At 70.9% G+C, this 20466-nt stretch carries 18 protein-coding genes; 7 read left to right on the top strand and 11 right to left on the bottom strand.

What is annotated here, in order from left to right:
* Positions 1 to 748 (bottom strand): SDR family oxidoreductase (locus tag ACFFNX_RS09550; protein WP_378198185.1); only part of this gene is annotated, 748 nt, incomplete at its 3' end.
* Between the two features lie 74 nt (positions 749 to 822).
* Between ACFFNX_RS09550 and ACFFNX_RS09555 the strand changes: the two genes are divergently transcribed.
* Positions 823 to 1398 carry a TetR/AcrR family transcriptional regulator gene (locus ACFFNX_RS09555; protein WP_378198187.1) on the top strand — a complete coding sequence of 192 codons (576 nt, stop codon included), beginning with the start codon at positions 823 to 825 and terminating at the stop codon, positions 1396 to 1398.
* Between the two features lie 68 nt (positions 1399 to 1466).
* Here ACFFNX_RS09555 and ACFFNX_RS09560 read toward each other — a convergent pair whose 3' ends face one another.
* The 4 genes from ACFFNX_RS09560 to ACFFNX_RS09575 form a co-directional block, all read right to left on the bottom strand.
* Positions 1467 to 2246 (bottom strand): SRPBCC family protein, encoded by a 780-nt coding sequence (locus ACFFNX_RS09560; protein WP_378198189.1) that lies wholly within the window; start codon positions 2244 to 2246, stop codon positions 1467 to 1469.
* A 112-nt stretch (positions 2247 to 2358) separates the two neighbouring features.
* Positions 2359 to 3204: an FAD binding domain-containing protein gene (locus ACFFNX_RS09565; RefSeq protein WP_378198191.1), complete on the bottom strand. Its 846-nt coding sequence runs from the start codon at positions 3202 to 3204 to the stop codon at positions 2359 to 2361.
* Positions 3201 to 5603, bottom strand: a complete 2403-nt coding sequence (locus tag ACFFNX_RS09570) for a xanthine dehydrogenase family protein molybdopterin-binding subunit (RefSeq protein WP_378198193.1) — start codon at positions 5601 to 5603, stop codon at positions 3201 to 3203. Before ACFFNX_RS09570 ends, ACFFNX_RS09565 begins: the two co-directional genes overlap by 4 nt.
* A complete protein-coding gene (locus tag ACFFNX_RS09575; protein ID WP_378198195.1) occupies positions 5600 to 6094 on the bottom strand; it encodes a (2Fe-2S)-binding protein in 495 nt (164 codons plus the stop codon). The genes ACFFNX_RS09570 and ACFFNX_RS09575 overlap by 4 nt, the downstream gene beginning before the upstream one ends.
* Positions 6095 to 6609: 515 nt before the next feature.
* On the opposite strand from ACFFNX_RS09575, the gene ACFFNX_RS09580 reads away from it, so the two are divergent.
* Positions 6610 to 7227, top strand: coding sequence for a TetR/AcrR family transcriptional regulator (locus ACFFNX_RS09580; RefSeq protein ID WP_378198197.1), 618 nt, complete (start codon positions 6610 to 6612; stop codon positions 7225 to 7227).
* A 52-nt stretch (positions 7228 to 7279) separates the two neighbouring features.
* A complete protein-coding gene (locus ACFFNX_RS09585) occupies positions 7280 to 7804 on the top strand; it encodes an SRPBCC family protein (protein WP_378198199.1) in 525 nt (174 codons plus the stop codon).
* Here the strand turns inward: ACFFNX_RS09585 and ACFFNX_RS09590 are convergent, their stop codons facing one another.
* Entirely contained in the window at positions 7805 to 9247 is a 1443-nt protein-coding gene (locus ACFFNX_RS09590) for an MptA/MptB family glycosyltransferase (protein ID WP_378198201.1), read from the bottom strand.
* Positions 9248 to 9312: 65 nt separating this feature from the next.
* Entirely contained in the window at positions 9313 to 9705 is a 393-nt protein-coding gene (locus ACFFNX_RS09595) for a cysteine dioxygenase (RefSeq protein WP_378198203.1), read from the bottom strand.
* A gap of 320 nt (positions 9706 to 10025) precedes the next feature.
* Between ACFFNX_RS09595 and ACFFNX_RS09600 the strand changes: the two genes are divergently transcribed.
* Both ACFFNX_RS09600 and ACFFNX_RS09605 read left to right on the top strand, forming a co-directional pair.
* Complete coding sequence (locus ACFFNX_RS09600; protein ID WP_378198205.1) at positions 10026 to 11570, top strand: alkaline phosphatase D family protein; 1545 nt, start codon at positions 10026 to 10028, stop codon at positions 11568 to 11570.
* A gap of 32 nt (positions 11571 to 11602) precedes the next feature.
* The gene (locus tag ACFFNX_RS09605; RefSeq protein WP_378198207.1) at positions 11603 to 12490 is read left to right on the top strand and encodes a hypothetical protein; all 888 of its coding nucleotides are present in this window, start codon (positions 11603 to 11605) and stop codon (positions 12488 to 12490) included.
* Positions 12491 to 12530: 40 nt separating this feature from the next.
* Here the strand turns inward: ACFFNX_RS09605 and ACFFNX_RS09610 are convergent, their stop codons facing one another.
* The 3 genes from ACFFNX_RS09610 to ACFFNX_RS09620 form a co-directional block, all read right to left on the bottom strand.
* The gene (locus tag ACFFNX_RS09610; RefSeq protein WP_378198208.1) at positions 12531 to 13568 is read right to left on the bottom strand and encodes an LLM class flavin-dependent oxidoreductase; all 1038 of its coding nucleotides are present in this window, start codon (positions 13566 to 13568) and stop codon (positions 12531 to 12533) included.
* Between the two features lie 178 nt (positions 13569 to 13746).
* On the bottom strand, positions 13747 to 13941 hold the full coding sequence (locus ACFFNX_RS09615) for a hypothetical protein (RefSeq protein WP_378198211.1): 195 nt from the start codon (positions 13939 to 13941) through the stop codon (positions 13747 to 13749).
* Entirely contained in the window at positions 13928 to 15229 is a 1302-nt protein-coding gene (locus ACFFNX_RS09620) for a PspC domain-containing protein (RefSeq protein ID WP_378198213.1), read from the bottom strand. The genes ACFFNX_RS09615 and ACFFNX_RS09620 overlap by 14 nt, the downstream gene beginning before the upstream one ends.
* A gap of 130 nt (positions 15230 to 15359) precedes the next feature.
* Between ACFFNX_RS09620 and ACFFNX_RS09625 the strand changes: the two genes are divergently transcribed.
* Positions 15360 to 16553 carry an ATP-binding protein gene (locus ACFFNX_RS09625; protein WP_378198214.1) on the top strand — a complete coding sequence of 398 codons (1194 nt, stop codon included), beginning with the start codon at positions 15360 to 15362 and terminating at the stop codon, positions 16551 to 16553.
* 13 nt (positions 16554 to 16566) lie between these two features.
* Positions 16567 to 17193: a LuxR C-terminal-related transcriptional regulator gene (locus ACFFNX_RS09630; RefSeq protein WP_378198216.1), complete on the top strand. Its 627-nt coding sequence runs from the start codon at positions 16567 to 16569 to the stop codon at positions 17191 to 17193.
* A 64-nt stretch (positions 17194 to 17257) separates the two neighbouring features.
* Here ACFFNX_RS09630 and ACFFNX_RS09635 read toward each other — a convergent pair whose 3' ends face one another.
* Entirely contained in the window at positions 17258 to 20446 is a 3189-nt protein-coding gene (locus tag ACFFNX_RS09635) for an efflux RND transporter permease subunit (protein WP_378198218.1), read from the bottom strand.
* Between the last annotated feature and the right edge of the window lie 20 nt (positions 20447 to 20466).

Genomic DNA, 20466 nt, shown 5'->3' on the forward strand with positions numbered 1-20466 from the left:
CCTCGACGGCGGGGCTGACCTTCTGCTCGGCGGCGGTCGGGCCGCCGAGGATCGTGAGGGTGCCCTCGACCACCGGCTCGGGCATGAAGCGGAGCATCTCCTCGCGGGCCTCCTCCCGGGTCTGTTCGACGAACCGCACCGGCGTTCCCAGCGCCTCGCCGATGGCCGCCGCGCGTTCTCGCGGCGTGGTCGCGGCCGGCCCGGTCAGCTCGTGGATCCGGCCCGCGTGGCCCGGCTCTCGCAGGACCGCGGCGGCGACCTCGGCGATGTCGGCCGGGTCGACGGTCGGCAGGCCCACGTCCGCGAACGGGGCGGACGCCGTACGGCTCGCGCGGATCGTCCCGGCCCACGCGTAGGCGTTCGTATGGAAGCCGCCCGGACGCAGGATCGTCCACTCCAGGCCCGACGCGCGTACGGCCTCCTCGAAGGACACCGGGTGGGCGTAGGCCGCCGGCCGGGTCCCCGCGCCCAGGGACGACAGCAGGACCACCCGCCGTACGCCGCCCTCCGCGGCGACCCTGAGGATGCCCTGCGGATCCTCCCCGGCGACGAACAGGAACAGCGCGTCGGCCCTCTGGAAGGCCTCCCGCAGGCTCGCCGGATCGCCGAGGTCGGCGGCCCGGTGCCGCACGCCGTCCGGGAACTCGGCCGGGCGGCGCGAGACCGCCCGGACCTGCTCCCCGGCGGCGGCCAGCGTCCGTACGAGCTCCCCGCCGACGTTTCCGGTCGCTCCCGTCACCACGATCATCGAAATCGCTCCTTAGTCAGTCAACTAACTAAGACTGTAGCCGATCACGGGTGGCCGCGTCTACAGTTAGTCGGGTGACTGACTCAACGACCGGGCGGCGGCCCGGGAAGCGAGAGCGGCTGGCCGGCGCCGCGGCCCGGGTGCTGCACGAGCAGGGCGTCGAGAGGACCACGCTCGCGGACATCGCGCGGGCGGCCGACGTCCCGGTCGGCAACGTCTACTACTACTTCAAGACCAAGGACCAGCTCGTCGAGGCCGCGATCGACGCGCAGGCGGACCACCTGCGCAAGACGACCGCGGCGCTCGACCGGCTCCCGACGCCCGAGGAGCGGCTGAAGGCGCTCGTGCGCGGCTGGGTCGACGGCCGCGACCTCGCCGCCCGGTTCGGCTGCCCCACCGGCAGCCTCGCCGCCGAGCTGGACAAACGCGCCGACGGCCTCGACCGGACGGTCGCCGAGGTCATGCGGTGGCTGGTCGACTGGATCGAGGGGCAGTTCACGGCGATGGGCCGCGACGACGCGCGTGAGCTCGCCGTCGCCCTGTTCGCCGCGTATCAGGGGATCTCCCTGCTCACCAACACCTTCCGGGACCCCGAGCTGATGGCCACCGAAGGCCGCCGGCTGGAGCGCTGGATCGACTCTCTCGGTTGATCACCGGGCCGCTCGTCCCGGCGATGACGGCGAACGGTGGCCCAGGGCCCGGGCCACCGGCCGAAGAATCACTTGCGCCGGACGCGGCGGACGATCCGCCACAGCCCCCACAGGCCCACCAGGCCCGCGGCCAACGGCGCCAGCCGCTTGGCGATCGAGGGGCCCGCGAACTCCAGCAGATTGATCGCCTCATCGTTCGGCGAGCGTGCGGCGACGGGCCGCTGTGCCGCCGGCTCCGGCGCGGCCTCGGCGGACTCCTTGGGCTCGCCGGTCTCCTTGGGCTCTGCGGCTGTCTTGGGCTCGGCGGGTGCGGTCTGCGGTGCGGGCTCGGCGGCTGTCTTGGGCTCGGCGGGTGCGGTCTGCGGCTCCTCGGCCGGAGCCGGGGCGGCGGCCTCGGGCGTCTCGGGCCGTGCGATCTCTTCGGCGAGGTTGTCCGCGAACCGGCCGATCAGCTTGCCGCCGACCTCGGCCATGATGTTGCGGCCGAACTGCGCCGGACGCCCGGTGATGTTGAGCTTGGTGTGCACCGTCACCCGGGTGCCGTCACCCTCGCCGTGCAGCTGGGCCTGGACGTTCGCGCTGGCCGTTCCCGCGCCGCGCGCCTCCTTGCCGGTGCCCTCGATGGACACCGTGTGGGTCTCCTCGTCGCGGGCGGCGATGCGAGCCGAGCCCTTGTAGGTGATCGTCATCGCCCCGAGCTTCACCTTGAGCCGGCCCGTGAAGTCGTCGCCGTCGACCGAGTCCAGCGTCGCGCCGGGCATGCACGGAGCGATCCGCTCGACGTCGAGCAGGACCGGCCACGCCTGGTCCACGGGCACGGGAACGGTGAATTCGTGATCGAGTTCCATGGACATCCTCCCTGATGAAGCCTACGAGGGCTCCAAAGCTCCGCTGACGCGGGGTATGCGCGACATGCACGTTTGCATACCCCGCGCCGGCGGAGTGAACATGCGACGCGTCCTAAACGCCGGCCGCCTTGGACAGCGCACGCGCGGTCAGGACCGCCGCGAGATGCCGCCGGTATTCGGGGGATCCGTGCAGATCGCTGGGCGGGCTGGTGCCCTCGGCGGCGCCTCCGGCCGCCGCGCGAAAGGCCTCCCGGTCGGCCGCGCCGCCGCTGACCGCCGCCTCCACCGCCGACGCGCGTACCGGCGTCGAGCCCATGTTGGTCAGGCCGATCCGGGCCGCGGCGACCTCGCCACCCGAGCGGTCGACCAGGCAGGCGACGCCGACGATGGCCCAGGCCTGCGCCGTACGGTGGAACTTCTCGTAGTGGAAGCCCCATCCGGTGAAGGACTTCGGCAGGCGGACGCCGACGAGGACCTCGTCGGGTGCGAGCGCCGAGGTCAGGTAGTCGGCGAAGAACTCGGCCGCCGGGATCTCCCGCGACGACGTGACGAACACCCCGTCCATCGCGAGGACGACCGCCGGCAGGTCGCCCGCCGGGTCCGCGTGGGCGAGCGAGCCGCCGAAGGTGCCCCGGTGGCGTACGGCGGGGTCGGCGACGGTCGAGGTGGCCGCCGCGACCAGGGGAGCGTGCTCGCGGATCAGCGGATCGCCCAGCGCCTCGTAGTGCGTCGTCATGGCGCCCACCAGCAGCGAGGAGCCCTCGTCGCGTACACCGCGCAGCTCCGGCACCGACGCGACGTCGATCAGCACCTCGGGGAACGCCAGCCGCAACCGCAGCAGCGGCAGCAGGCTCTGCCCGCCCGCGATCACCTTGCCCTCGTCGCCGGCGTCGCGCAGCGCCGAGACCGCCTCATCCAGCGACGACGGCCGGACATAGTCGAACGATCCGGGAATCATGCCTCACCTCCGGCCGATCCGAGCCCGCCGCCCGCACCGGGTCGTGCCGAGTGTTCCGGTCCGCCGCCCCGCAATGCCCGCCACACGCGTTCGGGCGTGCACGGCATCGGCACGTCGTTCACGCCGTACGGGCGGAGGGCGTCGACGATCGCGTTGACCACGGCGGGCGTGGAGGCGATCGTGCCGGCCTCGCCGACGCCCTTGACGCCCAGCGGGTTCGTGGTCGCCGGGGTCTCGGTGCGGTCGGTCGTGAACGTCGGCAGGTCCGAGGCCGCCGGGAGCAGGTAGTCGGCCATCGTCGTGGTCGTCAGGTTGCCGTCGGCGTCGTAGACCGCCTCCTCGTACAGCGCCTGGGCGATGCCCTGCGCCAGGCCGCCGTGCACCTGACCCTCGACGATCAGCGGGTTCACCACCTTGCCGACGTCGTCCACCGCGACGTACGAGCGGATCTTGACGTACCCGGTCTCGGTGTCCACCTCGGCGGCGCACAGGTGCGTGCCGTGGGGGAAGGAGAAGTTCTCCGGGTCGTGCGTGGCGTCGGAGTCGAGCGACGGCTCGAAGCCCTCGGGCAGGTCGTGCGCCGCGAAGGCGGCCAGCGACACCTCCTGGAGCGTCCGCGACTGGTCGGGAACGCCGCGTACGGAGAACGCGCCGCCCGCGAACTCGAGGTCCTTCTCGTCGGCCTCCAGCAGGTGCGCGGCCATCCGGCGGGCCTTCTCGATCACCTTGTCGCAGGCGTTGTACAGCGCCACGCCCCCGACCGCCAGCGACCGCGAGCCGTAGGTGTCCATGCCCTTGGGCGAGACCGCCGTGTCGCCGTGCAGCACGCGCACGTCCTCGAACGGCACGCCCAGCCGGTCGGCGGTGATCTGCGCCCACGCCGTCTCGTGCCCCTGCCCGTGCGCCGACGAGCCGGTCACCACCTCGACCTTGCCGGACGGCAGCACCCGTACGGACGCGTGCTCCCAGCCGCCCGCGCCGTACGACAGCGAGCCGAGCACCCGCGACGGCGCGAGGCCGCACATCTCGGTGAACGTCGAGACGCCGATGCCGAGCTGGACGGGATCGCCGCGGTCGCGCCGGTCGGCCTGTTCGGCGCGGAGCTCGTCGTAGTGGAAGAGCCGCCGCGCCTTGTCGGTCGCGGCCTCGTAGTTGCCGGAGTCGTACGTGAGCCCGGCGATCGTCTCGTACGGGAACTCCTCGTGCCTGATCCAGTTGCGGCGGCGCACCTCCAGCGGGTCGAGGGAGAGCTCGCTCGCCAGTTCGTCCATCAGCCGCTCGATCGCGTACGTGGCCTCGGGGCGGCCGGCGCCCCGGTACGCGTCGGTCGGGGTCTTGGTGGTGAAGATCCCGGCGCACGTGAAGTGGTAGGCGGCCATCTTGTAGATGCCGTTGAACATGAACGCGCCCAGCAGCGGGATGCCCGGCGTGACCAGCATCAGGTAGGCGCCCATGTCGGCGAGCAGGTCGACCTTCAGCCCCCGGATGCGCCCGTCGGAGTCGGCGGCCAGCGACAGGCGCTGGATCTGGTCGCGGCCGTGATGGACGGTCGCGTTGCCCTCGCTGCGCGACTCGGTCCACTTGATCGGGCGGCCGAGCCGTTTCGTCAGCAGCAGACAGGCCACCTCCTCGCCGTACACCTGGAGCTTGGAGCCGAAACCGCCGCCGACGTCCGGCGCGACGACCCGGAGCCGGTGCTCGGGGATGCCGGTCACGGTGGCCAGCATGAGCCGCAGGATGTGCGGGATCTGCGTCGCCGACCACAGGGTGTACTCGTCGCCCACGGCCGAGCAGACCACCGCGCGCGGCTCCATCGCGGTCGGGATCAGCCGCTGCTGGACGTACCGGCGTTCGATGACGACGGGCGCGTCGCGGAAGGCCGCGTCGATGTCACCCGCCGCGAAGACCCACTCATAGGACTTGTTCGTGCCCTTGTCGGCGTGGACGAGGTCGGCGCCCTCCCTGACCGCCGACTCCATGTCCAGCACGACGGGCAGCGACTCGTAGTCGACGTCGATCGCCTCGAGCGCGTCCACGGCGGTGTACCGGTCGCGGGCCACCACGACGGCCACCGGCTCGCCGACGTACCGGACCTCGTTCACCGCGATCGGCGGGTGGTCCGGCAGCACCATGTCCTCGGTGACCGGCCACGCGCACGGCAGACTGCCCTGTTCGTCGGCCAGGTCGGCGCCGGTGAAGACCGCGATCACGCCGGGCCGCTCGCGGGCCTCGCTCACGTCGATCCCGGTGATGCGCGCGTGCGCGACCGGGCTGCGCAGGAACGCCGCGTGCAGTAGACCGGGGAGCTGGATGTTGTCGGTCCAGTTCGTCCGCCCGGTGATCAGCCGGGCGTCCTCGGAGCGCAGGCGGGCGCTGCCGATCTCGGGGGCGGCGGTCATCGGGCGGCCTCCTGCTGCGCCGGGTTCGGGCGAAGGTCGCCGGCGGCCCGCCGCACCGCGCGCACGATGTTCTGGTAGCCGGTGCAGCGGCAGAGGTTGCCTTCGAGCCCCTCGCGTACCTCCTCGTCGGAAGGGTCGGGGTTCTCCTTGATGAGGTCGATCGCCGCCATGATCATGCCCGGGGTGCAGTAGCCGCACTGGAGGGCGTGCTCCTCGTGGAAGGCGCGCTGGAGCGGGTGGAGTCCCTGGCCGTCGCCGAGGCCCTCGATGGTGGTGACATCGTGCCCGTCGGCCTGGACGGCGAGCACGGAGCAGCTCTTGACGCTCATGCCGTCGAGGAGGACGGTGCACGCGCCACAGTTGGATGTGTCGCAGCCGATGGGCGTCCCCACCTTGCCGAGACGGTCACGGAGATAGTGGGCGAGTAGAAGACGCGGCTCGACGTCATCGTCGTACTTGACTCCGTCGACCTCTATGGACACGCGCGGCATTCGTCCTCCCTGGGTGATCTGTGTCCGGGCCTGGGCGTGCCAGGCCCGGGGGAGGCCCGCGGGCTCGGGTGTGCGCCGGCCACATCACGTTGCCTTCTTCGTCGAAGGAAGTGCCGGATGGGAGCGGCGGCGCTCCTCCACAGGGGGAGTGCGTCGCGGGAGCGCTCTTCCGTGTGGAAGGGCGTTCGATGACGGCGGGAGACCCGCGCGGTCAGTCCTTGGCGGGCTTTTCGGGCAGAACCGCCTTGTGAGTGCGGCGTGCGCCGGAACGGTGCTTGCGGCGGATACGCGCGGACGACTTACGGATGCGTTTGGTGCGGCTACGCGGCATCGCGAACTCCTGTGTAAGGAGGCTGGTGGTGCCAACGTAAGCCTGGACACCCCCCGTAGACCAGACCTGGCACACCGTCGCCACCGGATCATCATCCACCACTCGCGTTCACTTGACCGTGACGCGGTCGTCATGGGGTCTTCTCACTCCGGGGACGGCTCCCGGCTGTGGTAGCACTGCACGCATGGACGACAACCCCGTTCAGCGCGCCGGTTACCACCACGGCTCCCTGCCCGTGGCTCTCGTCGCGGCGGCGCTCGACCTCCTGGACGAGCGCGGGCTCGACAAGGTGAGCGTGCGTGAGGTCGCGCGCCGCGCCGGGGTGTCGCCGGGGGCTCCGTTCCGGCACTTCAGCGACCGGCAGGCACTGCTGACGGCGGTGGCCGACCGTATCCTGGCCGACTTCGAGGAATGGCAGCGCGCCGCGCTCGCCAAAGCCGAGGGTCCGGCCGTGCGCGCCTACGGCCTCGGCTTCGTGCGGTACGCGATCCGGCATCCGAACCGCTTCGAACTGATCAAATCCCGGGTGTACGGCGCCGACCATCCGGTCGAGCTCGCGGAGCGGCTGTCCCGTATCGAGCGGGACTTCGGCGACCTCATCGTGGCCGGTCAACGGGCGGGCGAGCTGCGCGCCGGAGACCCCGCGGTGATCGGTCTCGCGGGGCAGGCGCTGGTCTACGGACTGTCCCAGATGATCGTTGACGGATACCTGCCACGCGATCAGGCGGAGCTGCTGGCCGAGCACGTGCTGGACACACTCGGCCTCGGGATCGTCGACCCGGCGGCCTGTCAGGAACCTTGACCGCCGGCCGTCGCCCTGATGTAATCGCCGCTTACATCGAGAAGGAGGCGCGATGCGCGTACCGCGATTCCCCGAGCCCGCCGCGACGGGCATGGTGACCATCGGGGCGGAACCGGACGAGGCGTACCTCATCATCAGCGATCCGCCGTCCATGGCCCTCCTCGCCGAGGAGACCTACAGCGCCCACTGGCTGGACGGCACCACCACGCCCGCCGTCGGCGCCCGCTTCCGCGGCTACAACCGCAACGGCCCGCGTCGCTGGGCCACTACCTGCAGCGTCACGGACGCCGAGCCGGGCCGGTGCTTCGCCTATGAGGTGACGGCGCCGTTCAACCTGCCCATCTCGCGCTGGCAGTACGACATCGAGCGCACGGCGGACGGCTGCACGGTCACCGAGACCAGCTGGCTGCGCGCGCCGGTGTGGCTGCTCCCGCTCTCCGTCGCGATCACCGGCGTCGCCAACCGCAGGGGCGCCAACGACGCCAACATCGCCACCACACTGCACCGCCTCAAGGCATACCTGGAGAAGACGCCCAACCTCCATAGCGACGGGCGGCCTGCGGACACCGCCCACTGATCAGTCCGCCACGGGAAGCTCGGCCACCGGCTCGGCCACAGGCGGCTTCTCAGGCCGGCGGCGGGTGCCGTGCCAGACGGTGGCGACGAAGATCAGGAGCCACGCCAGATTGAGCCATCGCACGGCGAGGTGCTGGTAGCCGTCCACCCGTACGCCGGGCAGTGTCATCACCGCCAGGAACACGCCGCGAACCACGAGCAGCCCGTCCAGCCGGTCGTACGGCCTCATCGAGAGGACGGCGAGCAGGGGCAGGAGCATCGCGTCGTACCACGGGTACTGCAGGGGCGAGACCAGCGTCGTGCCGAACGCCAGCACCGCGACGGGCAGGAGACCGGTGTCCGGCAGGCGGCGCCAGACGGTGAGCGGCAGGCCCGACCGCCACCACAGGAACGCCGTCAGCGCCACGGCCAGCAGCCCCATCCACACCGCGTACAGGCCGTGGTGGTCGAGGATGACGTCCGGGACGGGCAGGTACCGATCCTTCTTGCGGCCGAGGCGGGTGTGCAGTGAGTGGATGGCGGCCGGTCCGGCCAGCAGGTAGCCGCCGCCCGCGACGAGCAGGAGGCCCAGCGCGCTCGCCGCCGACCGCTTGAACCGCGCCGGGCCCGACCACGCCACCGCCACCAGCGCGGCGGCCGGGAACAGGAAGGACGCCTTGACCGCCACGGCCGCGCCCCCGGCGGCGCCGCCGAGGAGGGCTCCGGCGAGTGCCGGGCGGCGTAGCGCCCACAGCGCCAGGACCAGGAAGAACACCGCGAACACGTCCGCGTGCCCGCTGCCGACCATCCAGAACAGCATGATCGGGTTGACCGTCCACAGCAGGCAGGCGCGGACGCGGCGGACCGGGTCGGGGCCCGCGAGGCGGTCGAGAAGGACGGCGGTGCCGACGAACGCCGCCGCGTTCGCCCACTTGAGCAGGAAGATGATCCGCGCCATCGAGCCGCCGCCCACGTGTGCCGCCGCCCACTGGATCGCGGTCGTGACCGGCCCGTACACGGTCGGCACCCGCTGCCAGCCGCTCGGCAGCAGCACGCCGACCCGGTCGCCGGTACGCGCCAGCAGGAACGGCGTCGTGACGTACGGGTTACGGCCGAGGTCGGCGATCCGTCCGTAGATCGCGTAGTTCAGGATGTCCACCGAGCCGATCGGCGGCAGCAGCGCGAACACGCACGCCGTGACGATCCCGGCGGCGAGCAGCCGGCCGGGTCCGGCGAGGCGCCCGTGGCGTAGGGCGTACAGGCCGGTCAGCGTGCCCGCTCCGGCGCTCAGCGCCGCGAACCAGGTCAGTGCGGTCACGACCGCGTGCGACGGTGAGACGTGAAGCGTCAGGAACGGGCCGGTCGGGCCGAACGCGGGTACGGCGTCCGACGTGCCGAGCAGCATGGTCGCGCACATCGCGGCGACACTCGCCACCAGGGCGATCAGGGAGAGGGGGCGAGCCATGTGACTCGACGTTATGGTGCCAATGTCGGCTTTCTGGGGTCTGCCAAGGGGAGTTCACTCAACGCTCATCCGTGGTTCGCGTGCAGGATGAGGGCATAACCGGGGCCGAGGTTGACCAGCTCACGGGGGTTGTCGGCGCCGTACACGCGAATCCGGTTGGCCCGCAGCGGGCGTTCCGCGACACCCTGATCGGTGATCGTTCGCTCGGACAGCTCGCCGGCGAGGACCGTGAGCACGGCGGCGCCCGGGTCGGCGCGGTGGCCCGGAGGCCAGACCGACAGCCACAGGTCGTTCGCGACGGCGAGCCGTACGGGCGTGCCGTCGAAGCGGGCGAGGTGCCACCAGTACGCGGGCCGGGCCGCGACCTCGCGGACGACGCCGGCCAGGCGGCCGACGGTGAGGCCGTCGACGGCCTCGTGGCTCTGCATGGTGATATCGGGAATGGCCGAGAAGTTCATCAAGGGTCCTTCGGACAGCGGCCGAACGCCGCGGGCTGACGTCTGCGAGGAGGATCAGGTCAGCGACAACACGAAGGACACAGCGCGATGACCGCGTGGCGGGACGCCACGTCGGCGGTCGAGAAGGTACGCGCTGGCATGAGGGAAAGTCTGTGGGCGGCCGGGGTGTCATGTCAAGCCGGACGACTGCCGCTACCAGGCACGAAGCGCCCAAACCGTACGGCACCGCCGGAACAGTTCACCCGTTCGCCAACTCCGCTCCCGCCGCCGTACGCCGTCGGCCGCCACGATCGATGCGGCATCGAGACGGGAGTAGGGACATGGGGACACTCGACCGGCGTTCTTTCCTGAGTTATGGCCTCGCCGCGGGTGGCGGCGCGGCACTCCTGGGCACCGGCCCGTACGCCGCCGCCCTCGTGCGGTCCGGACGCCCCCGCCTCACGCACGGCGTGCAGAGCGGGGACATGTCGGCGGACGGCGCCGTCGTCTGGACCCGCGCCGACCGGCCCTCCCGCATGCTCGTGGACGTCAGCACCCGCCCGGACTTCCGGCACTTCTCGACGGTGCGCGGCCCGCTGCTCACCCCGGACACCGACCTGACCGGCAAGGTACGGCTGAACGGCCTGCCCGCCGGCCGGCCGATCCACTACCGCGTACGGGCCGCCGACCCGCACGACGCGTCGCTGGTCTCGGCCCCGGTCTCCGGCACGTTCGGCACGGCCCCGCGGACCCGGCGCGACGTCAGCTTCGTGTGGTCCGGCGACCTCGCCGGCCAGGGCTTCGGGATCAATCCCGACATCGGCGGGTACCGGATCTTCAAGGCGATCCAGGCCACCGACCCCGACTTCTTCCTGTGCAACGGCGACCACTGGTACGCCGACGACCCGATCGAGCCGAGCGTGACCCTCCCGGACGGGCGGATCTACCGCAACCTGACCTCGCCGGAGAAGGCGAAGGTCGCCGAGACCCTCGCGGAGTACCGCGGCCAGCACAAGTACAACCTGATGGACGACAACCTGCGCGCCTTCGCCGCGGCGGTACCGCAGATCAACCAGTGGGACGACCACGAGACCCACAACAACTGGTACCCGGGCGAGATCCTCGACGACGCCAACTACACCGAGAAGCGCACGGACGTGCTGTCGGCACGGGCCCGGCAGGCGTTCTTCGAGTACGTCCCGATCACCCAGCGGCCACACGACGACGGGCGCATCTACCGCAGGATCCCGTACGGCCCGCTGCTCGACGTCTTCGTGCTCGACATGCGCACCTACCGCGACGCGAACGGCCCGGACGACCAGACCACCGACGATCAGGGCATCATGGGCGCACGACAGGCCGAGTGGCTCAAGCGCTCGCTCGCGGAGTCCCGCGCCACCTGGAAGGTCGTCGCCGCGGACATGCCGCTCTCGCTCGTCGTCCCCGACGCCGACCGCATCGAGGCCGTCTCGCAGGGCGACAACGGCGCGCCCCTGGGCCGCGAACTGCAGATCGCGGACGTCCTGTCCTCGATCAAGAAGAACCGCGTGCGGAACGTCGTGTGGATCACCACGGACGTGCACTACACGGCGGCGCATTACTACGATCCGGCGAAGGCGGCGTTCAAGGACTTCGACCCGTTCTGGGAGTTCGTGTCCGGACCGCTCAACGCGGGCGCCTTCGGCCCCAACACCTTGGACCTCACGTTCGGCCCGACGGTGAAGTTCCAGTCGGTCCCGCCCCAGGCCAACACCTCGCCGCTGGAGGGCTACCAGTTCTTCGGCGAGATCGCCATCAACGGGGAGTCGGGCGAACTGACCACCAACCTGCACGACTACACGGGCAAGGTGCTGTGGAAGGTCACCCTTCCCCCGAAACGGCCGTGACGTTATGAGGTCTTAAGGTAACGTTCTGTGACGTGCCATCCCCCCTTCATGACACGATCAACAAGCTGTTCCGCGACCACCCCCGGCTGGCCGTCGACATCCTCCACGGTGTGATGGGTGTCGACGTGCCGGTGGACAGGCCGGTGCGCGTGGAGAGTAATGACTTCAACGACCGGCCGTCGAAAGACTTCCAGCCCGACACGGTGATCGTCGTCGGCTCCCCGCGGGAGCCGGTGCACGGGATCATCGTGGAGGTCCAACAGGAGAAGTCCGAGGCAAAGCGCCGGCAGTTACCCCGTTACGCCGCGGCGTCGTGGTTGATGCTGAGATGTCCGGTGACGGTGCTGTGCGTCTGTCCCGATCCGGACGCGGCGGCCTGGTACGCCGAGCCGATCGAGACCGAACTGTCCGGTTATGTCTTTCGGGCCGTGGCGCTGGGGCCACGCGAGGTTCCGGTGATCACCGACTCCGAGGCGGTCGTCGCCCAACCCGAACTCGCCATGCTGGGGGTGATGGCCCATGGCCGGAACCGGAAAGTACTCCAGACCTTCACGGACGCCTTGAAAACCGTGAAGGATGATGAACACGCTCTGCGATACTACGAATACGCTTACGTTATGGCTTCGCCTGCGGCTCGACGCGTCCTGGAGGAGATCGTGTCATCGACGGATTGGCCTGTTTACAGTCCCTTCGCCAAGGAACACTACGGCCGCGGCAAGGCCGACGGTCTAGAGGAAGGCGAGGCCAAGGGTGAGGCCAAGGGCGAAGCCAGATCGATCCTGACGATCTTGGCCGCCCGGCAGATCGAGGTGCCCGAAGACGTCCGCGCCCGTATTCGTGGCTGTGTCGACATGGAGCAGCTCGACGCGTGGCTCAGGCGTGCTGCCGTCGCGAACTCCATCGCGGACCTCTTCGACTGAGCCCCGACGGTCCGGGCGGCGCGGACCTTCGAGGCCCGCGTCAGGTGGTGTGGCCCTGGGGTTGGAACGCCGGGATGACCTCGCTGCCGAAGCGGCGGATGCACTCCAGCTCCTGCTTGTGGTCCGGCCCCGACGCCATGCGGAAGGACATGATGAGGTAGTCGGGGTCGATCGTCTCCTCGAAGGCGCGGATCGAGGCGATGCAGTCGTCCGGGCTGCCGACGATCAGGCGGTCGATCCGGTGGCGGTCGAACTTGAAGTCGTCCTCTTCGGTGACGTCCTGGAGGAACGGCTCGCGTTCGGCCACCCAGCGGGGGACCTCTTTGAAGTAGAACCAGTGATCGGCGCGGACGTGCGGCCACCAGGTGCGTTCGACGTCCGCCAGGGAGTCGGCGACCCAGCCGTCGCGCAGCAGGTTGACGCCGAGCCGCTGCGATGTGCCGTACTCCTCGCCGGCGCCGCGGTACACATCGGCCCAGTGCCTCATGACGTCGATGTTGTGCAGCGGGTCGGTCGGCCACGGGCAGCCGAAGCGTGCCGCGCGGCGTACGCCGGGATCGGACATCGCGCCCAGCCACAGCTCCGCGCCCACGGGCCGGGGGGTGACCCGGCCCTTGATGTCGAAGTGCCGGCCGTGAAAGTCGAGCTCCTCGCCGGCCCACGCACGCTGCACGATCTCGATGCTCTCTTCGAAGCGCGACACCTGGGTGGCGGGGTCGATCCCGTAGAGCCCGAACTCGGCCGGGAAGTTTCCCAGCCCGCACCCCAGGCGCAGCCGTCCGCCCGAAAGGATGTCGACCATCGCCGCGTGCTCGGCGACATGGATCGGATGCTCGAACGGCAGCAGGTGGATCGTCGTGCCGATCTCGACCCGCTCGGTGATCGCGGCCAGCGCCCCGAGCGCCGCCCAAGGGGAGGGCGGATAGCCGTCGGGCATCATGTGGTGCTCGGGCACGAAGAGGCCGTCGAAGCCCACCTGTTCGGCGAGCTTGGCGGCGGCCAGGATCTCCTGCCACCGTTCAACGAGGTTCGTCGCGTCGGGCGGGTCCTGCGGACGGAACAGGATGCCGAACTTCATCTCCGAGCCCTTCGTCGTGGGTCTCCCCGATGTGCCCGCCCGCCAGCGTATCCGTCAAAGGCTCGGTTGAACATGCCGAAAAGGGCTGTCAATGATGTGGTCGTGGAAATGCCGCGACGATTGAAATCGTCATCCTCGACGTGGTCGCCGCACATTTTCTTTTGCCGGATTTATTGGGTCACTGCTCGCGGCGGCGGGAGCGGAAGATCATGCGGAGGACGACGATCAGGACGATGGACGCGAGCACGAACGGCGTCGCCCAGGGGAAGGACACGGGGTGGCCGCCGAAGCCCTCGACCAGGTAGCGGCCCGCCGTCGTCAGGAACAGGAGTGCCGCGACCAGCGCGGACGGGTCGAACCTATGCCGGAACACGCGTGACCTCCATGTCGCCGACCTTGCTGCGGATGCGCAGCACGATCGTTGCCGGCGCGGGCGTGCCGCCCTCCGGGTCCAGCACGCGGTGGACGCGGGCGCCCGGGCCGCTCGTCACCTGACGGTCGACCGTGATGTCGCCCAGGTAGGCGTGGCCGTCCACCTCCACGCGGGCGGTGCTCGGCACCTTGACCGCCAGCACGCCGAGCGTCACCTCGGCGTTGACCTGGAGCCGCTGACCCGGCGCGAGGGGGACGTCCGTCAGGTCGACCACGCCCTGGCCGACGAAGACCTTGTGGGTCTGCTCGGCCTGGGCCGTGGCGGCCGGGCGCCACATTGTGTGGTGGGTCCGGCGCGCGACCGCCGAGTTGCCGGCGATCGAGGTGCATGCGAGGGCGAAGGACATGATCGCTCCAACGAGAACGAGCTTGCGGACCCGGCCGAACCAGGCACCGAGGAGGAGGCCGACGGCGACGACGACGAGCGCCCCGGCAATGACGATCTGAAGGCCGCTGAAGTTCGGGCGGTGGCCGAAGGCGGCGTAGAGCGCGGCGGCGACCAGCGCGGCGGTCAGCAGAGTGAGCGCCGTCAGGTACGACGGCCGGTGCGGGGGAGGCGGCGGAGTGCGGCCGGGGACATGGGGACCCGTGGTGAACGGGCCGGGAGCGTGCGGGCCGGTTCCGGGCGGCTGGGCGGCGCCTTCCGGGGACGGCGGCGCGTACGGGCCCGCCGCGTAGTCGTCGGTGCGGCGGCCGAGGCGGGCGAGGTCGACCATGCCGTCCGACATCGGGTACGCGGGCGGCGGCGGAGGGGGCGGCGTCCAGGAGCCCAGCGGGTGGCCCTTGATCCGGTCCGGCAGGCTCCGCGCGGTCTGGGCGAGATCGACCCCGCGCGACCGGGCCACGAGCAGCGCCAGGCCGAACACCACGACGACGCACAGGGCCTCGCCGGACCCCCAGTTGTTCACGATGCCGAGCAGCATTCCGGCGCCCAGCACCGCGCCGAGCAGCGTCAGCGCGGTGTCGCCGTCGAACATCCGCTTCCCGGTCCGCTCGATCCACGAGGGCCCGCCGTCGGGGGCGCCCATGAGCAGGAAGGCCGCGATGTAGAGCAGGATGCCGACACCGGTGGTGATGACCAGCAGCGCGAACCCGACCCGGAACACGATGGCGTCGATGCGCGTATAACGAGCGAGGCCCGCGCACACTCCCGTGATCAGACGGCCCTCCTGGGAGCGGAGGAGCCGCCGCGGCGGGGAGCCGGGCGTGTCGGCGCTGTCCTCGTTCATACGTCATATCGTCTCGTGGCGGTGTCGCGGTCACCATCCGGGAGGACCCTGACTCATCCCTGAGGGTCTCCGGGATCTCCCAGGGCCCTCCCCGATGCGGGAAGGGCCCGGAACGTGTGACCATCTCTTTGTGTCCGAAACGCCCAGCGAGGAGACCGTGCAGCCGGCCCCCGCCCGCCTCGAACGGAGAGCCGGCCAGCGGCTCGTCGGTGGCGTGTGCTCCGGGCTGGCCGAGCACCTCGGCCTCGAGGTGATCGTCGTACGGGTGGCGTTCGCCGTGCTGCTGGCCGCCGGTGTGGGCGTCGTCGCGTACGTCGCGCTCTGGCTGCTCGTCCCGCAGCGCGACGAGCCGGCGGGTCCCCGCAACGTCGGGCAGCTCTTCGCGTACGCGGCGCTGATCGTGGGGCTGTGCCTGTTCACGTGGGGCGCGGGCGCGCTGAACTGGGCCATGTGGCCGATCGTCGCGGGCGGCGTCGGCGTCGGGGTCATCTGGCAGCAGGCCGATCCGGAGCGCCGGCGCCGCTGGGTCCGCAGTTCCCAGGCGATGTGGCTGCGCAGCGTCATCGGCACGCTGCTCGTGGTCGCCGGGCTCGTCGCGTTCCTCGCCCAGCAGATCCACCCCGGCCAGGCCGGGCAGGTCCTGCTCGGCTCCACCGTCGTCCTGGCCGGTGTCGCCGTCGTCGTCGCGCCGTGGCTGCTGCGGATGTGGCGTGACCTGGACGCCGAGCGCCGTGAACGGATCCGGTCGCAGGAGCGGGCCGAGGTCGCCGCGCATGTGCACGACTCCGTCCTGCACACCCTCACGCTGATCCAGCGCAGCGCGCACGACCCGCGGGAGGTGCAGCGGCTGGCGCGGGCGCAGGAACGCGACCTGCGCGCCTGGCTGTACGAGCCCAAGGCCGACGCCGAGCAGCACCTGGCCGCCGCCGTGCGCAAGTCCGCCGCCGAGGTCGAGGACCACCACGGCATGCCGATCGAGGTGGTCTGCGTGGGCGACTGCTCGCTGGACGAACGCCTGGGCGCGATGCTCCAGGCGGCACGCGAGGCCATGGTCAACGCCGCCAAGTACGCCGACGGAGAGCCGGGCGACCAGAGCCGTACGTCGTCGGTGTCGGTCTATGCCGAGGTGGCCGGCGACGATGTGTCGATCTTCGTACGGGATCGGGGCCGCGGCTTCGACCTGGACGCCATCCCGCACGACCGCATGGGCCTGAGAGAGTCCATCATCGGCCGGATGGAACGCAACGGAGGCAAGGCCGAGATCCGTACGGCCCCGGGCGAGGGCACGGAGGTCCGGCTGGAGATGCGACGTGACTCAAAGTGAAGCGAGAGACCCGATGACGCGCGTGGTGCTGGTCGATGACCATCAGATGTTCCGCAGCGGCGTGAAGGCCGAGCTGGGCGACTCCGTGGAGATCGTCGGCGAGGCCGGTGACGTCGACGAGGCGGTCGAAGTGATCAAGGCGAACGGGCCGGACGTGGTCCTGCTGGACGTGCACCTGCCCGGCGGCGGTGGCGTCGAGGTGCTCCGCCGGGTGCTGCCGTCGGAGACGCGGTTCCTCGCCCTGTCGGTGTCCGACGCCGCCGAGGACGTCATCGGCGTCGTACGCGGCGGCGCCCGCGGCTATGTCACCAAGACGATCTCCGGGGGAGAACTCACCAAGGCGATCGAACGGGTGGCCGAGGGCGACGCGGTGTTCTCGCCGAGGCTGGCGGGCTTCGTCCTGGACGCCTTCGCCGCCGCCGACGTCCCGGCCATCGACCCGGAACTGGACCAGCTCACCCAGCGCGAACGCGAGGTCCTGCGCCTGATCGCCCGCGGCTACGCCTACAAGGAGATCGCCAAGGAGCTGTTCATCTCGGTCAAGACCGTCGAGACCCACGTGAGCAGCGTGCTGCGCAAACTCCAGCTCTCCAACCGCCACGAGCTCTCCCGCTGGGCCGCCGCCCGCCGCCTCGTCTGAGCCGGCGGTACCCGCCGAGGGCCTTCTTGGTCTCGGCGGGCGCGCCCTTCGTCTCCCTGCCCTCCTACGGAGCCGAGGCGCTCACCGGTTCCCTCGACCGGTGCCGCGGCGCCTGGTCGAGGCGGTTCTTCCGGGCGTGACGGCGCTCCCGGCGGGTCTCGACCATGGTGTAGAGCGTCGGGATGAGGATGAGGCTGAGCACGGTCGAACTGATCAGCCCGCCGATGACGACGACCGCGAGCGGCTGGGAGATGAAGCCGCCGGAGTCGGTGACGCCGAGGGCCATGGGGAGCAGGGCGAAGACGGTGGCCAGGGCGGTCATCAGGATGGGCCGCAGCCGTCGGCGGCCGCCTTCGGTGACGGCCTCGGTGATCGGCATGCCGGTCTTGCGGTACTGGTTGATGAGGTCGACCAGGACGATGGCGTTGGTGACGACGATGCCGATGAGCATGAGCAGGCCGACCATGGCGGCGACGCCCAGGGGAACACCGGTGACGCGCAGCAGCAGGATCGCGCCGGTCGCCGCGAACGGGATCGAGACCAGCAGCACCAGGGTCTGCCGGATGCTGCCGAAGGTGGCCACCAGCAGCAGGAAGACGATCACGATGGCGGCGACGATGGCGAGGCCGAGCTGCTTGAAGGCATCGCCCTGGTCGCTGGTGATGCCGCCGAGGGAGTAGTCGGTCCCGCCGGGCAGCCGGAGCTTGTCCAGGGCGGTGGTGACGGCCCGGTTGGCCGCGCCGGTGTCGTCGCCGACGGGCGTCGCGCTGACGGTGATGGTGCGGTCGCCGTCGACGCGGGCGCGCTCGACCGGACCGTTCTGCTGGGTGACGGTGGCGACGTCGCCGAGCTCGACCGTCTGACCGGTGGCGGTGCCGATCTTGAGTTTCCTCAGGTCGGCGGCGGTGTGCGGGGCGGTGCCGGTGCTGCGCAGGACCACGTCGGTGTCCTCGCCGTCCAGGCTGACGGTGGTGACGGTCTGCCCCTGGGTGGCCTCGGTGACCGCGGCGGCCAGTGTCGTGTCGGTCAGGCCCGCGGCGGCGGCCTTCTCGCCGTCGGCGTGGACGACGAGCTGAGGCGCGCTCTCGCTGAGGTCGCTGGTGACGTCGGTGACCTGCGACACGCCCTTGAGGGTCTGCTCGATCTGCCGGGTCGCGGTGGTGAGCGCGGTGTCGTCGGTGCCGTGGACCTGGACCTGGATGTCGTTCGAGGCGCCGAAGCCGCTGTTGGCCGCGACGGTCAGCTCACCCGCGCCGGCGAGGCCGTCCAGCCTGCCGCTGAGGGTCTTCTTGACAGTGTCGGCGTCGGCGCCGTCCTTGAGGGAGACGGTGTACGAGGCGTTGTTCGCGCCCCTGTCGGCACCCATGAGGCCGCCCGCCGCGCCGATGGTGACCTGGTAGGACGCCACGCCGCCGGTGGCGGCCAGCACGCCCTCGACCTTCCTGGCCGCCGCGTCGGTGGCGGTCAGGCTGCTGCCGGCGGGCAGCTTCTGGGTGATGCTGAGCGCCTGGGTGCCCGAGTCGCCCAGGAAGCTGGTCTTCAGACCGCCGGCCAGGGCGAAGGTGCCGATGAGGATGACCACGGCCCCGGCCAGCACGCTCTTGCGGTGCCGGGTGGCGAAGGAGATGACCGGGACGTACGCGCGCTGCAGGAGCCCGTGGCGCTCCTCTTCCTCGACCCGGCGGCGGAACTCCTCCGGGTCGGCACCGGTGGCGGGCGTCTTGAGGAACCAGAACGCCAGGATCGGGATCACGGTGAGCGCGACCACCAGGGAGGCCAGCATCGCGACCGTCACGGTGATGGAGAACGGGCCGAACAACTGTCCGACCATCCCGGTGACCAGGGCGATCGGCAGGAACACCGCGACGGTGGTGAGGGTGGAGGCGGTGACGGCCCCGGCGACCTCGCGCACGGCCGTACGGACGGCGGTCGCCTTGTCCTCGCCGTACCCGAGGTGGCGTTTGATGTTCTCCAGCACGACGATGGAGTCGTCGACCACCCGCCCGACCGCGATGGTGAGCGCGCCGAGCGTGAGCATGTTGAGGGAGTAGCCGCCGACCTTGAGGGCGATCAGCGCGATCACCACGGACAGCGGGATCGAGATCGCGGTGACCAGCGTCGAGCGGGCCGACCGCAGGAACAACACGATCACCACGATGGCCATCACGAGGCCGAGCAGGCCCTCTTCCAGCAGGCCCGAGACCGCCTCGCTGACGGCGGGGCCGCTGTCGGACACGACGGTGAGCCGGGCGCCGTCGCCGAGCTCGCGCTCCAGGCCGGGCAGGAGTGCGCGGACGTCGTCGGAGACCGAGGAGGCGCTGCCATCGGGGTCGAGAGTGATCGAGACGCCCAGGCTCTCCCTGCCGTCCGTACGGGTCAGCGACGTCGCCTCCGCGTCGGTGACCTGGACCGACGCGACCTGGCCGAGCCGCGCCGCACCGCCCGCCGCGGCGGGCGCGGAGACGCCGCGAGGGGCACCGGACCGCCCGCCGCCCGACTGGGGCGCCGCCGCGGAGGACGTCAGCCACAGCTGCTCGAGCTGGGCGACCGAGGTGATCGGGCCGCCGATCTGGACGCTGACGCTCTTGCCGTCCGAATCCACCGATCCGCCCGGTGCGGTGGTCCCGGCCGTCTGCAGCGCGGTGGTGACCGCCGCCATGGTCAGGCCGTGGCGCTTCAGCTTCGCCTGGTCGGGGACGACCCGTACGACGCGGGCGCGTTCCCCCGACACCGCGGCCTCGTTGACCCCGTCGACGGCCTCCAGCTCGGGCACCACCTGATCGGTGAGCTTGTCGGCCAGCACGCGCGGGTCGTCGCTCGACGTGGCCGCCAGCGTCAGCGTCGGCAGGTCGTCGGTCGAGCCGGTCATCACCTGCGGATCCACGTCGTCGGGCAGCCGCTGGGAGATCTTGTTCAGGTCCTGCTGGACCTGGGTCGACCGGTCCTGGGTGTCGGTCCCGAAGGCGAACCGCAACTGCACGGTCGCGCTGCCCTGGCGGGAGGTCGAGGTCATCGTCTCCAGGCCGTCGGTGCCCTTGACCGCGTCCTCGATCGGCTTCACGACCTGGTCCTCGACCACCTGCGGGGACGCGCCGGGATAGGCCGCGGTCACCGCGATCGCCGGGAAGGACAGGCTCGGCAGCAACTGCTGTTTGAGCGTCGGGATCAGGTAGGCGCCGAGCGCGATGACCCCGATCGTGATCAGAAGAACCAGCTTGCGGTGCGCCAAGCTGATCTTGGAGAGCCAGGACATCGGACTCGATTCACCAGGGA

This window comes from Actinoallomurus acaciae (genome assembly GCF_042429965.1).
GTDB lineage: Bacteria > Actinomycetota > Actinomycetes > Streptosporangiales > Streptosporangiaceae > Actinoallomurus > Actinoallomurus acaciae.